Genomic DNA, 12,916 nt, shown 5'->3' on the forward strand with positions numbered 1-12,916 from the left:
CCCCGGCCTCGTCGACAGACACCAATTGCAGCTGCCTATCAAGAGGGCAGATGCATCGCGACTATGCAGCGGCGCTGGTCATGAACCGCGGTGGTGATGCCGCCAGTGAGTTCGCAAGGTCGTGGACTGTACGGCGACCGATTTGAGACCTTCGGCGCAGACCAGATAGGCGATAACGAGAGCCGCGATGGTGGCCAGCACGGCGATCGGCGGCACCACGAAGCCGAACCAGGCGCCGGCCGGGGTGAAGGGCACGACGAGCGCGACGGCGAGCGCGGTCAGTGACGACGCAGTCAGCATCGGATCGGCGCGGTTGCTCCATGGCCGTCCGTTGGTCCGGATGATGAAGATGACGAGGATCTGGGTCGCCATCGATTCGAGGAACCAGGCGGTCCGGAACTCGTCGGGCGTCGCATGGAACAAATAGAGCAGGGCGCCGAAAGTGAGAAAATCGAACAGCGACGACAGCGGGCCCATGATCGCGGCAAAGCGCAGCAGCCGCTTCATGTCCCAGCGCTGCGGCCGCGCGGTGGCCTGCGGACTCACACGATCGAACGGGATGCCGAGTTCGGAGAGATCATAGAGCAGGTTGTTGAGCAGGATCTGCGTCGGCAGCATCGGCAGGAAGGGCAGTATGATCGAAGCGAGCGCCATGGACAGCATGTTGCCGAAATTCGAGCTCGCGCCCATTCGCACGTATTTCAGGATGTTGGCGAAGGTGCGCCGCCCTTCCTCCACACCGTTGGCGACAACCTCGAGATCGGAGGCGAGCAGGATGATGTCGGCGGCGGATTGCGCCACGGCGGTGGCGCCGTCGACCGACAGGCCGATGTCGGCCACCTTCAGCGCCGGCGCGTCGTTGATGCCGTCACCCAGGAAGCCGACGACGTGGCCCGAGGCCTGCAGCGCCTTGACGATGCGCGATTTCTGATCGGGGGCGAGCCGGCCAAACGCGTCGGCCGAGCGCACCTGCACCGCGAGCGCGTCATCGCTGAGTTCGGCGATGTCGCTGCCGGACAGCACGCGATCCGCCCTCAGTCCGACCAGCCCGGCCAGTCGCTTGACTACGACCGGATCGTCGCCGGAAAGGATCTTCAGCGCGATGCCGGCGCGCGCAAGCTGCGCGATGGCCGCGGCTGCGGTCGGCTTGGGCGGATCGGCGAACGCGCACAGACCCTCGAAGATCAGTTCCTGCTCGTCATCGGTCTCGATCTCGCGCGGCGCGCCGGTCCAGGGCCGTGACGCGATTGCGACCGTGCGCAGGCCCTCGCGCGCCAGCGCGTGAACGCGCGCGCACATCTCGTTGCGGCCGCTGGCGTCGATCGGCGTAGTCGCGCTGCCCTGCCGTTGCTGCGTGCAGAGCTCGATCACCGCCTCTGGCGCGCCCTTCACGATCAGGATCTGATCTGCCCCGCGGATCGCCAGCACCGAGCCGAGCCGGCGCGAGAAGTCGAAGGTCTGCTGTCCGCCCAGGGTCCATCCTGCTGCCGCACGGTCCGCGCCGGCGATGAGCGCGGTGTCGAGCGAGCCCCGATCGCCGCCGAGCGCGGCAGCGATCGCGCCGAGCTCCGCGGCTCGCGGGTCGTCGCTGCCGTCGGGCGCGATGCTTCGGGCGAGCGTGATCTCTGCTGAGGTCAATGTTCCCGTCTTGTCGGTGCACAGCACCGACATCGCGCCGAGATCATGGATCGCCGCGAGCCGCTTCACGATCACCTTGCGGTTGGCCATGCGAAGCGCGCCGCGCGACAGGGTCACGGTGGTGATCATCGGCAGCAGCTCGGGCGTCAGTCCGACGGCCAGCGCCACCGAGAACAACAGCGAGTCGAGCACATCACGGCCGAACACGACGCGCACCGCGAGCACGATCACGACCAGCGCCAGCGTCAGCCGCGCGATGACGAGGCCGAACTCGTGCAGGTCGCGCTCGAACGGCGTGCGGGCCTGCTCTTCGGCCAGCGCCGAGGCGGCAGCGCCGAACATCGTGTTCGGCCCGGTGTTGACGACGAGCGCGACGGCCTCTCCGGTCTGAGCCACGGAGCCACGAAACAGCGCATTCGACGTGTCGTTCTCATCGCTGGGAATACCGGCCTGTTTCGTCACGGGATAGGGCTCTCCCGTCAGCGCCGCCTCGCCGGCAGTGAAGGCCTTGCTTTCGATGATCAGCGCATCGGCAGGAACGATGTCGCCCGCGCGGACGCGCAGGATGTCTCCGGGAACGACGGCGTCGACGTCGATCTCGCGATAGGCGCCGTCCCGCTTGACCTCGGCCTTCAGGGCCACGGAGCGGCGGAGCTCCTCGGCCGCCTTGACGGCATGCCCCTCCTGAACCGTATCGAGTCCGATCGACAGCGTGAGGATGAGGACGATGATGGCGCCGCCGATCACGTCGCCCGTCACCATCGAGATGATGCCGGCCACCAGCAGGATCAGCGATAGCGGCTCGAGCAGGCGGCGGAGCACGGCGCGCATCGGCCCCACGACATGCGATGGGGAGTCGGCATTCCGGCCGTAGCGTTGCAGCCGCTGCTCGGCGTCGGCTCTGCCGAGGCCGTCCAGGTCGCAGCCCAGCGCTGCGCCTGCCTGCGCAGGCGACAGGCGCCAGAACCGGTGTAGGCCGGGGGTCGTATCAGTGCTCACATGCGTCCGTTCATGTTCGTGGATGATTGGTAATGGTCATCATGCCTGATTTGCATGAACGATCGTCCGCCGGTTGACCTAGCGCAACATCCTGCTGTCGCGATCCCCTAGCTTTGTGTGCAATGCGCCGCGGGCTGACGGCCGCACTCAAGGAATGGATGGCGCGTCACTGGGCATCATCCGCATTGACGAGTTTGTGTTGACGACCATGGCCGATCATGCCGCAGCTCTCCCTTCCCCTACGAAAGCCGCCGTTGGTCCGACCGTCCTAGCGGCGGTCTGGGCGCATCGCTGGTTTGCTCTCGCCATCATCGTGCTGCTCGGCCTTGGCGGCTGGCAAAGCGTCCGGGTCATGCTTGGGCCTGCCATCGTGGTCGATCAGGTCCGGCGCGGCAACCTCGTCGAGACCGTCGTTGCCAGCGGTCACGTCGAGACGCCGTTCCGCGTCGAGATCGGCAGCCAGATCACCGGCACCGTCGAGGACGTGCTGGTGCTGGAAGGCCAGCACGTCACCAAGGGCCAGCCGCTGATCTCGCTGGAGTCGCGCGAGCTGAAGGCTGCGGTGGTGCAGGCACAAGGGCAGGTGGCGCAGGCCGAGGCGCGGATGCGCCAGCTCGCCGAGCTGACCTTGCCGTCGGCGAAGGAGGCTTTGCGCCAGGTGCAGGCGACCTTGCTCAATGCTCAGCAGACCTATAACCGGACGTCGCAGCTGACCGGCAACGGCTATGCCACGCGCGCGGCGCTCGACGAGGCCCAGAAGACGCTCGACGTTGCGCTGGCCCAGAAGCGTGCCGCCGAATTCCAGGTCTTCACGGCGAGCCCCGGCGGCAGCGACTACGTCATGGCCGAGACGCAGCTGAACCAGGCGCGCGCCAATCTCGACACGGCGCAGTCGCGTCTCGGCTATGCGACGATCTCGGCGCCGCGCGACGGCGTGCTGATCACGCGCAGTGTCGAGCGCGGCACCGTGGCGCAGCCCGGCAAGACGCTGCTCGTCCTGGCGCCTGCCGGCGATCTCCAGCTCGTCCTGCAGATCGACGAGCGCAATCTCGGCAAGCTGGCGCTCGGCCAGACGGCGCTCGCGTCGGCCGATGCCTACCCCGACAGGCGCTTCCCCGCTGTGGTCAGCTACATCAATCCCGGCATCGATATTTCCCGCGCGTCCGTCCAGGTCAAGCTGATCGTCAAGGACCCGCCCGACTATCTGCGCCAGGACATGACGGTGTCTGTCGACATCGAGGTCGCCTCCCGCAAGGATACGCTGGAGCTGCCGGTGCGCTCGGTTCACGATATCACCTCGGGACAGCCCTGGGTGCTCGGGGTGAAGGACGGCCGCGCCGCCAAGCAGCCGGTGCGCGTCGGCATCCGCGGCAACAGCCATGTCGAGATCGTCGACGGCCTGAACGCCGGTGACATCGCCGTGCCCCAGAGTTCCGGCATCCTGACCGGCCAGCGCTTCCGCCCGGTGCTGCCGTGAACCGCTGGCTGCCCTTCGAGTGGATCGCGGCGGTGCGTTTCCTGCGCGAGGGCCGGCTGCAGACCTTGTTCATCATCGGCGGCATCGCGATCGGCGTCGGCGTCATCGTGTTCATGTCGGCGATGCTGGCCGGCCTCGAGGCCAATTTCATCAAGCGGGTGCTGACCTCGCAGCCGCAGATCCAACTGCTGACGCCGGATCAGGTTGCGCGTCCCCTGCGCAACGACAATGGCGTGATCGAGGATGCCATCGTGCAGCGTCCGAGCCAGCGCGTGATCTCGATCGATCAATGGCCGAAGATCCGCAATCAGATGCTGGCGATGCCGGAGATCTCGGCGGTGTCGCCGACCATCTCCGGCTCGGCCCTCGCCATTCGCGGCGACGCCAGCCGCGCCGTGACGCTGTCCGGCATCGAGCCGGAGAGCTACTTCACAATCGTGCGCGTGCCGGACTACATCGTCGCCGGCGAGCCGCGGCTGACCAGCGAGGACATCATCATCGGTACCGAGCTTGCCAGGGATCTCGGCGCCATCGTCGGCGACAAGCTCAATGTTCAGGCGGCATCCGGCGCCAACCGGGTGCTGATCGTGACTGGCCTCGTCGACCTCGGCAGCAAGGGCGCCAATCAGCGCTCCGCCTATGTCGCGCTGCGCACGGCGCAGTCGCTGCTCGGCATGGTCGGCGGCGTCACCACGATCGACATCACCGTACGGGACATCTATGCCGCTGAGGATATTGCGCAGCGCATCCAGGCCGCCAATCGCGTCAAGGCCGACAGTTGGATCAAGACCAATGCGCAGTTCTTCACGGCGGTGCGCGCGCAGGCGACATCCAACACGTTGATCCGGGTCTTCGTCGCGCTCTCGGTCGCGTTCGGCATCGCGGCCGTGCTGATCGTCTCGGTGATCCAGCGCTCCAAGGAGATCGGGATCCTGCGTGCGATGGGCACCTCGCGCGGACAGATCTTGCGCGTGTTCCTGCTGCAGGGCGGGCTGCTCGGCTTCGTCGGCTCGCTGTTCGGCGCGGCAATGGGCGCGGGTGCGCTGATCTATTGGCATGCGGTGCAGCGCCAGGCCGATGGCTCGGAGTTGTTTCCGTTGATCCTCGAACGCCGATTGTTTCTCATCACGGCCCTGCTCGCGACGGTGACGGGCCTGCTCGCCGCGACCGCGCCGGCGCTGCGCGCGGCCAAGCTCGATCCGGTGGTGGCGATCCGTGGCTGAGGTCCTGCTGCGACTGGAGAAGGTCTGCAAGGCCTACAATGTCGGGCTGCCGACCGAGACCGAGGTGCTGCACGACATCGACATCGAGGTCGACCGCGGCGAGTTCGTCGCGCTGATCGGTCCGTCCGGCTCCGGCAAGAGCACTCTGCTGAACATCGTCGGTCTCTTGGACCGGCCGACCTCCGGCCGGTTGACGATCAAGGGCCAGGATACTGCGTCGCTCAGTGATACCGAGCTCACCCATCTGCGCGGCCATACCATCGGTTTCATCTTTCAGTCTCATCTCCTGATCTCTGCCTTCACGGCCAAGGAGAACGTGATGATGCCGCTGCTGGTCGATCGCGGCTTCCCGGGCCCCGAGATCGAGGCGCAGGCGTCGAAGCTGCTCGACCAGGTTGGGCTGGCGAAATTCGCCGACCATCTCGCGAGCAACATGTCGGGCGGCCAGCAGCAGCGGGTCGCGGTGGCGCGGGCGCTGGCGATGAACCCCGATCTGGTCCTGGCGGACGAGCCGACCGGCAACCTCGACACCAAGTCTGCCGAAGCGGTCTTTGGCCTGATGCGCGACGTCAATCGGGAGGTCGGCACGAGCTTCCTGCTCGTCACCCACAACCTTGATCTGGCCCGGCGCTGCGATCGCATCATCGAGGTTGTCGACGGCCGCATCCAGAGCTGAGGGCGGGCCGCTTCGATCGTAGATTCGCCGCCGTTCGGAGGCTTAATGGAACTGCCCGGGTCGATGCGCCGCCAGAAGCGCACGGCCGGGTCGCCCGATCCGCAGCCGGGGCGGCTTGAAATTTTGGGGCTTATCAAAGGCTTGGTGGCGCTCTTGTGTGCTCCGAAGGCCCGTTCTCGCTTGCCTAGCCCGGCGGCTTCCTTTATCCGGTGGGTCGCCTCGCAAGCGAGCGGTCCTGGCCGCGATTTGGGCTGGGCGCATGGTTGGCCAGGCTGGCCCCTCATCGGAAGCGATTTCGTCCGAACCGATCGTGCTGTTTTGGATCTTGGCAGAGGAAAGAGCTGCGAATGGCTAACGTCGTCGTCGTCGGCGCCCAATGGGGTGACGAGGGGAAGGGCAAGATCGTCGACTGGCTGTCGGAGCAGGCCGACATCGTCGTTCGCTTCCAGGGCGGCCACAACGCCGGTCATACGCTTGTCATCAACGGCGCGACGTACAAGCTGGCGCTGCTGCCGTCGGGCGTGCTGCGCACCGGCAAGCTGTCGGTGATCGGCAATGGCGTCGTGTTCGATCCGCAGGCCTTCCTGGACGAGGTCGGCAAGCTCCAGTCGCAGGGCGTCGCCATCAGCCCGGACAATCTGCGCGTTGCCGAGAACGTCACGCTGATCCTGCCGCTGCACCGTGAACTCGACGCGCTGCGGGAATCCGCGAGCGCGGCGACCGCGATCGGCACCACCCGCCGCGGCATCGGCCCGGCCTATGAGGACAAGGTCGGCCGGCGCGCGATCCGGCTGATGGACCTCGCCGATCTCGATACGCTGCCGCACAAGATCGACCGCCTGCTCGCGCACCATAATGCGCTCCGCCGCGGCCTCGGCCTCGAGCCGATCGACGGCCAGCAGATCCTGCGCGAGCTGACCGCCTTCGCGCCGAAGCTGCTGCCCTATGCGGAGACGGTCTGGCGGCTGCTCGACATCAAGCGCCGCGAAGGCAAGCGCATGCTGTTCGAGGGCGCGCAGGGTGCGCTGCTCGACGTGGACCACGGCACCTATCCCTACGTGACCTCGTCCAACACGGTGGCGGCGCAGGCGGCCACCGGCGCCGGCCTCGGGCCGGGCGCGATCGGCTACGTGCTCGGCCTGTGCAAGGCCTACACGACCCGGGTCGGGCAGGGGCCGTTTCCGACCGAGCAGGACAACGAGACCGGCCGCAAGATCGGCGAGCGTGGCCGCGAATTCGGAACGAATACCGGCCGGCCGCGTCGTTGCGGCTGGTTCGATGCGGTCCTGGTCCGTCAGGCGGTCCGGACCTGCGGCATTAACGGTCTTGCGCTGACCAAGCTGGACATTCTCGATGGTTTCGACACCATCGATGTCTGCACCGGCTACAGGCTGGACGGCAAGGAGATCGATCATTTCCCGGCAGGTGAGGGCGCGCAGTCCAGGGTCGAACCGATCTACGAGACGATCGAAGGCTGGAAACAGCCGACGGCGAACGCGCGCTCCTGGGCCGATCTGCCGGCACAGGCCATCAAATACGTCCGGCGCATCGAGGAACTGGTGGGTTGCCCGATCGCGCTGCTTTCCACCAGCCCCGAACGCGAGGATACTATTCTGGTCCAGAATCCCTTCGAGGCGTGACGGGACCCGACAGCTGAGCGCGCGAATTGAGTTGATATGGCCGACTACTACCCGCTGATAGCCCGTGCCATTGCCGGATTGGACCCCAACGCTCCCGGGGAAAGCCGGCGTGCGCTTTACGAGCGGGCCCGGGCGGCGTTGATCGCACAGTTGCGCAGCGTCCAGCCGCCGCTCAGCGAGTCCGAGATCACGCGCGAGCGGCTGTCGCTCGAGGAGGCCGTTCGCAAGGTCGAGGCGGAAGCAGCCCAGCGTGCCCGCGAGGCGCAGCGGGCGTCCAGTGGCGCTGCCCGCCCAGGCGATGCCCTCCGGCGGGCCGGTGCGCGCAATTCGGATGCTCCGGCAGCCCCCTCGGCTCAGCCCACTCCGACTCCAGACCAGGCCGCCACTGCCGCCCCCCGGCCACGACCGGCGGGCCCGGCTGCTGCCCGGGCCGAGCGGCCGCCGCTCGGCGCCGAGACGGCCGAGCTGCGTCCGGCGCGCAATCCGCGACCGGAAGCGCCGCCGGCTGCCGCTGGCGCACCAGCTGTGCCACCGCGGCCCCAGCCGCCTCAAACGCCTCCACAGGATGGGGCGGCGCCTCCCGTGCGCGAACGTCCGGCTGCCGCCCGCCGCGGTGCTCAGGACAACGGCAATCCGGCAACGCCGCCCGCCATGCGCGGCTTCCGCGACATCACCGCTGATGTCGACGATCTCGGCAAGGCCACCGCGCAGGCCAACCGCGCGGCGCGCAAGACCTACGCCAACGTTCCGGCCACCGATCTCGATCGGCTCGAGGGCGACGACGATGACCGGCCGCCGCTGCCCGAGGCGCCGTACTCCTATGACGAGTCGGTCCAGGAGGCCGAGCGCTACGCGCTGCCGGCCACCTCGACCCGCCAGCGTGGCGCCGCTCCGGATCGCGAGGGCAAGAAGAAGCCGGAGCGCAGCGGCTCGACCTTTCCGTTCAAGGCCGCCATCGCCGCCGGGATCGTGCTGATCCTGATCGGCGCCGGAATTCTGTGGGGCCGGCCGCTGGTCGGGATGGTCAACGGCCTGTTCAAATCGTCCTCGACGGTCGAGGCGCCCAAGGACACCGGCGCGCCGCTGAGCAAGCCGAAGATCACCGACCGCGTCGGCCAGTCGCCGTCCTCGGACCAGATCGCGCCGGTCGCACAGCGCGTCGTGCTGTATGACGAGGATCCCGCCGATCCGAAGGGCAAGCAGTACATCGGCTCGGTGGTCTGGCGTACCGAGCAGATCAAGGCGACGGGCACGCAGAAGGCCGATATCGCGGTGCGCGCCGACATCGAGATTCCCGATCGCAAGTTCAAGATGACGATGTCGTTCCGCCGCAACACCGACACGTCGCTGCCGGCGAGCCACACCGCCGAGCTCACCTTCATCCTGCCGCAGGACTTCTCGGGCGGCGGCGTCGGCAACGTGCCGGGCATCCTGATGAAGTCCAACGAACAGTCACGCGGAACGCCGCTGGCGGGCCTTGCGGTGAAGGTCACCGACGGCTTCTTCCTGGTCGGCCTGTCCAACGTCGACGCCGACCGGACCCGCAACGTGCAGCTCCTGAAGGAGCGCTCCTGGTTCGACGTTCCCTTGGTCTACACCAATCAGCGCCGGGCCATCATCGCGATCGAGAAGGGCGCGCCGGGCGAGCGCGCGTTCAACGACGCCTTCGCGCTGTGGGGTGACTGAGCAGGCCGCACGCGCCTCGCGCGTTCGGCGAATCGCCGAGGCAGGAGATTGGGCATGAAGCGATATCTCATCTTCGTTGCCGTAGGCCCGGCGCTGGGCGGCTTCGCGCTGCTCCTGGTCACGACCTACATGTCCGGTTATTGGACCAACACCAATCCGGGCGAAGTGGCCAAGCTGTTCAAGGTCTTCGTCACCTCGCTGCAATACAGCTACCTGTTCGGCTTCTTGCCGGCGCTGATGATGTGCGCGATCGACGACATCCTGTTCCACGTCAGGCGCATCGGGCCGACGTTGCGGATGCTGCTGGTGGGCGGCATCGCCTTCCTGCTCGCGGCCTTCAACTACGCCTCGCATGGCTCCGAATACGGCATCGTGCAGTGGATCCTGTACGGGCTGGTCGGCTTCATCCCGGCGACGGTGTCATCGTGGCTGGTGCACAGATTCGTTGAGGAGCCGCAGCCGGCGGTCGTTACTGAGCCGCCGACTGCGTAAGCCGATCGCACGAGCCGATCAGCCCTACCTGCCGTTGCCGCGGCAGCGGCCGCCGGGGCCGATGTGAAAGCCGCGCGGGCAGGCGTGCGCCGCCGGATTGGCGTAGTTGCGCAGGCATCCGCCATAGGGACCGCGGTGCCAGCCCGGGCCGCAGCCGCCGGCGACCTGGATCACCTCAGGCTTGGATCCGGCGTCGATCGGAGCCAGCGGCATCGCAGATGCGCCGACGGCGAGAACTCCCAACAGGAGCGCGCTGGTGAGGATGGTTCGCATCGATGGTCTCCCTGGTGTGATTTGCGAAAGGGTCAGCCGCCGGCAGCGAAGGCGATGCCGGCACGCACCTCGGTGATGGCCTGATCGATCAGCCCCAGCGCGCGCTCGCGATGGCCGCCCTTGTTCGGTGTCGCCTGAGCCAGCTCGGCCCGCGCCGATTGCAGCATGGTGATAGTCGCGGTCATGTGCGGCTGCGCGCCGAGCGCGTAGCCGATCCCGATGCAACCCGCGAGGGCGGCGCCGAGGCAGAGCTTGCGGGCCGCGGAAGACATGGTCATTTCAATCTCTCCTCGTACTCATGGCTGTTCGACTTGAAGGGTGCAGGCCGCAACGCATGTCCGCGTGCGTCCATCGGCATCGCTAGTTGAACCCGTTGCCGCTGTCTTGGACTCATCGGCATGAACGGTCGCGCGACTTGGACTGATCGGCGCTCCCGATCCCGTCTCGATGAGCTCTGCCGACTTCAGCGGCCGTTCATCCCGCCGCTGCCACATTGATCGCGTTGCTTCGGAAATTCCTTTGCCTCGGGTCCGATTTCGATGACCATCGTCAGGAAAATGCTGTCGACCGACATGCTGCCGAAAGGGCTCGACGACAGGCAGCGCTTCTTGTGCTTTGCGGAATTGTTCGAGCACTTCTCCAACACGGGTGAGCTCGATCCGGCCGAGGACGTGCCGTTTCGCGCCGCAATGAACGCGATCCACATCGGGACCACCCTGCTCGGGCGCTGCGACGGCACCTTCACCCGTGTCAGGCGCGAACGGCGCCAAGTGCTCGCGACCAATGACGACCGCTATTGCCTGGCGCGCAACGCCGGCAGCCGCGAGGCGATGGTCGTCCATCGCGGACGCGAGTTCGTTCTGCGCCCCGGCGCAATGGTGCTGCTCAAGCTCGATGAGCCTTTCTTCAGCGCCGACGGCGCCAGCCACAAGCGCTTCGTCAACGTGCATCTGCCGATGATGACGCTGCGCTCGATGGTCTCCGGTGTCGATGATCTGGTCGGACGCGAATTGGCGCCGGGCGGCGCGCTGTCGCTGGCGATGGATTACAGCGAGCTGCTGCTCGCCCATCCCGCCGCGGCCGACGAGGCCGGCCCGGCGATCGCGCAGCATCTGCTCGATCTGGTGGCGCTCGGGCTCGGTGTGCGCGGCGACGCGATGCGCAAGGCCGGCCGCGGCGGCCTGCGCAGCGTTCGCCTGGCGGGGCTGCTGACCATTCTGAACAGCCGCTTCACCGAGCCGGATTTTTCGGCGCAGAAGCTCGCCGTCGCGGCCGGGCTGTCCGAGCGCTACGTCAATGACCTGCTGCATGAGGCCGGCGCCGGCTTCTCGGCCCGGCTGAACGAGCTGCGCCTGCGCAAGGCCATGGACCTGCTGGCCGGCGGCGGACGCCGCATCAGCGACATCGCGTTTGCCTGCGGCTTCAACGACCTGTCCTATTTCAACCGCTGCTTCCGGCGCCGCTTCGGGCTGACGCCGACCGGCGCCCGGGGCCGCTAGGCGAGACAAGGCGACGGTTCGACGCAACTTGTGCCGAGCCCCGCGCGTTGCCATCTCATGGGTATGCAAGACCACATGGCTCCCTCGCCCCGCCGCGGACGCGCCTCGCAGGCGCACTTCGACGCCAATGAGGCGCGCGGACCGATCATCGACCAGGACGGACGTGAGATCCCGCAGGGCTCCTTCCGGTCCTCGTTCAACGGCGCCTTCGTCGGTCCGGACGGTGTGCGCTTCGATTTCAACACCGCCAATCCCTTCGGCAATCTGACCCGTGAGCAGCGCATCGCGCGGCTGGAGGCCGTGGCGAAGCTGCTCGACGTCGCCTTCGTCCTGCCCGGCACCAACATCCGTTATGGCATCGACGGCATCATCGGCCTGATCCCGGTGGTCGGCGACCTCATCGCGACCGCGCTGTCGCTGTGGCTGGTGCGCGAGGCCCGTGCGCTGGGCGCGCCCTGGCACGTCATTACGCGGATGCTGGGCAATGTCGCGGTCGAGGGGGTGATCGGCATGGTCCCCGTCGCGGGCGACGCCTTCGACGTGCTGTTCCGCGCCAACATGCGCAACGCCAAGATCCTGCGGCGGTGGCTGGATACCCAGTCGCGTTGAGGCGCTGCGAGACCGGGCCAAAACCTCGCAAACCGACCCCCATAAAAAAACTGCCCCGCGCGAGGCGGGGCAGGGTGTTGAAGACTGGTCTGGCAGCCGTCAGGCCGCATCGGCGTCCTGCGCCTTGTCGACCCCCCGGCGCGGCAACGGAAACGCCTCGCTCTCATACAAGGTGCGGATGCCGTTCTGGTCGAAGCGGGCTTCCTCGACCTGCAGGTAGGCGCCATTCAGCGAATCCGCAGGCAACTCCTCCATGGCGAAGCGCACGGCTTCAGCCGCGGTGCCGAACCGCCGGTAGGCGAAGCCCGCCCGCTTCTTCTTGCGGATGGCGGCGGGAAACAGTTCGGCAGAGGTGTTGAAGTTGAACGGACGCAGTGGACGCATGGTCTGAGACCTCTTCTTGTCGGCTGGAAGCGCTGACGCGAGCTTTCAAAACATTCAGCTTGGCAATGACGCCAGCGATTGCGGGGGTGGAGGGCGGGATTTGCCGCTCCAGGCGGCCCGGCCCTGCATAGTCAGTTACGGTCTCTAATATAGGCCGATTTGGCAGAAATGCGAATCCTGCACGCTCACATCGTAAATCCGGCCTGGTTCGGGGCCTACTGAAATATCCTATTTTTTCAATGGTTTAATCGATCCACAACTTGTGAATGCAGGAGAGCCCGATCTGCACGGCTAAAATCTCGCCCCTGGTGGCCGGTTTT

At 66.9% G+C, this 12,916-nt stretch carries 12 protein-coding genes; 8 read left to right on the forward strand and 4 right to left on the reverse strand.

Annotated elements, in window-relative coordinates; all coding sequences use genetic code 11:
• Positions 1 to 78 precede the first annotated feature (78 nt).
• Positions 79 to 2,637, reverse strand: coding sequence for a magnesium-translocating P-type ATPase (mgtA, locus tag QW887_RS05670; RefSeq protein ID WP_316194256.1), 2,559 nt, complete (start codon positions 2,635 to 2,637; stop codon positions 79 to 81).
• 208 nt (positions 2,638 to 2,845) lie between these two features.
• On the opposite strand from mgtA, the gene QW887_RS05675 reads away from it, so the two are divergent.
• The 6 genes from QW887_RS05675 to QW887_RS05700 all read left to right on the forward strand — a co-directional run bounded on the left by QW887_RS05675 (position 2,846) and on the right by QW887_RS05700 (position 9,831).
• Positions 2,846 to 4,114: an efflux RND transporter periplasmic adaptor subunit gene (locus QW887_RS05675; RefSeq protein ID WP_316194498.1), complete on the forward strand. Its 1,269-nt coding sequence runs from the start codon at positions 2,846 to 2,848 to the stop codon at positions 4,112 to 4,114.
• The gene (locus QW887_RS05680; protein WP_315750080.1) at positions 4,111 to 5,337 is read left to right on the forward strand and encodes an ABC transporter permease; all 1,227 of its coding nucleotides are present in this window, start codon (positions 4,111 to 4,113) and stop codon (positions 5,335 to 5,337) included. The genes QW887_RS05675 and QW887_RS05680 overlap by 4 nt, the downstream gene beginning before the upstream one ends.
• Positions 5,330 to 6,013, forward strand: a complete 684-nt coding sequence (locus tag QW887_RS05685; protein WP_315714138.1) for an ABC transporter ATP-binding protein — start codon at positions 5,330 to 5,332, stop codon at positions 6,011 to 6,013. The genes QW887_RS05680 and QW887_RS05685 overlap by 8 nt, the downstream gene beginning before the upstream one ends.
• Before the next feature lie 347 nt (positions 6,014 to 6,360).
• Entirely contained in the window at positions 6,361 to 7,653 is a 1,293-nt protein-coding gene (locus tag QW887_RS05690; RefSeq protein WP_315714139.1) for an adenylosuccinate synthase, read from the forward strand.
• Between the two features lie 36 nt (positions 7,654 to 7,689).
• The gene (locus QW887_RS05695) at positions 7,690 to 9,339 is read left to right on the forward strand and encodes a hypothetical protein (protein ID WP_315714140.1); all 1,650 of its coding nucleotides are present in this window, start codon (positions 7,690 to 7,692) and stop codon (positions 9,337 to 9,339) included.
• Positions 9,340 to 9,393: 54 nt separating this feature from the next.
• Positions 9,394 to 9,831: a DUF5413 family protein gene (locus tag QW887_RS05700; RefSeq protein ID WP_315714141.1), complete on the forward strand. Its 438-nt coding sequence runs from the start codon at positions 9,394 to 9,396 to the stop codon at positions 9,829 to 9,831.
• A 24-nt stretch (positions 9,832 to 9,855) separates the two neighbouring features.
• Here QW887_RS05700 and QW887_RS05705 read toward each other — a convergent pair whose 3' ends face one another.
• Positions 9,856 to 10,104 (reverse strand): GCG_CRPN prefix-to-repeats domain-containing protein, encoded by a 249-nt coding sequence (locus tag QW887_RS05705; RefSeq protein ID WP_316194257.1) that lies wholly within the window; start codon positions 10,102 to 10,104, stop codon positions 9,856 to 9,858.
• A gap of 32 nt (positions 10,105 to 10,136) precedes the next feature.
• Complete coding sequence (locus QW887_RS05710) at positions 10,137 to 10,382, reverse strand: hypothetical protein (protein WP_315714143.1); 246 nt, start codon at positions 10,380 to 10,382, stop codon at positions 10,137 to 10,139.
• Positions 10,383 to 10,643: 261 nt separating this feature from the next.
• Here QW887_RS05710 and QW887_RS05715 point away from each other — a divergent pair, with 261 nt between their 5' ends.
• Positions 10,644 to 11,603 (forward strand): AraC family transcriptional regulator, encoded by a 960-nt coding sequence (locus tag QW887_RS05715; protein ID WP_315714144.1) that lies wholly within the window; start codon positions 10,644 to 10,646, stop codon positions 11,601 to 11,603.
• A gap of 75 nt (positions 11,604 to 11,678) precedes the next feature.
• Positions 11,679 to 12,212, forward strand: coding sequence for a DUF4112 domain-containing protein (locus tag QW887_RS05720; RefSeq protein WP_315750086.1), 534 nt, complete (start codon positions 11,679 to 11,681; stop codon positions 12,210 to 12,212).
• 99 nt (positions 12,213 to 12,311) lie between these two features.
• On the opposite strand, the gene QW887_RS05725 is transcribed toward QW887_RS05720, so the two are convergent.
• Positions 12,312 to 12,596 (reverse strand): hypothetical protein, encoded by a 285-nt coding sequence (locus QW887_RS05725; RefSeq protein ID WP_315714146.1) that lies wholly within the window; start codon positions 12,594 to 12,596, stop codon positions 12,312 to 12,314.
• Positions 12,597 to 12,916 lie beyond the last annotated feature (320 nt).

This window comes from Bradyrhizobium sp. SZCCHNRI3052 (assembly GCF_032484895.1).
Taxonomy (GTDB): Bacteria; Pseudomonadota; Alphaproteobacteria; order Rhizobiales; family Xanthobacteraceae; genus Bradyrhizobium.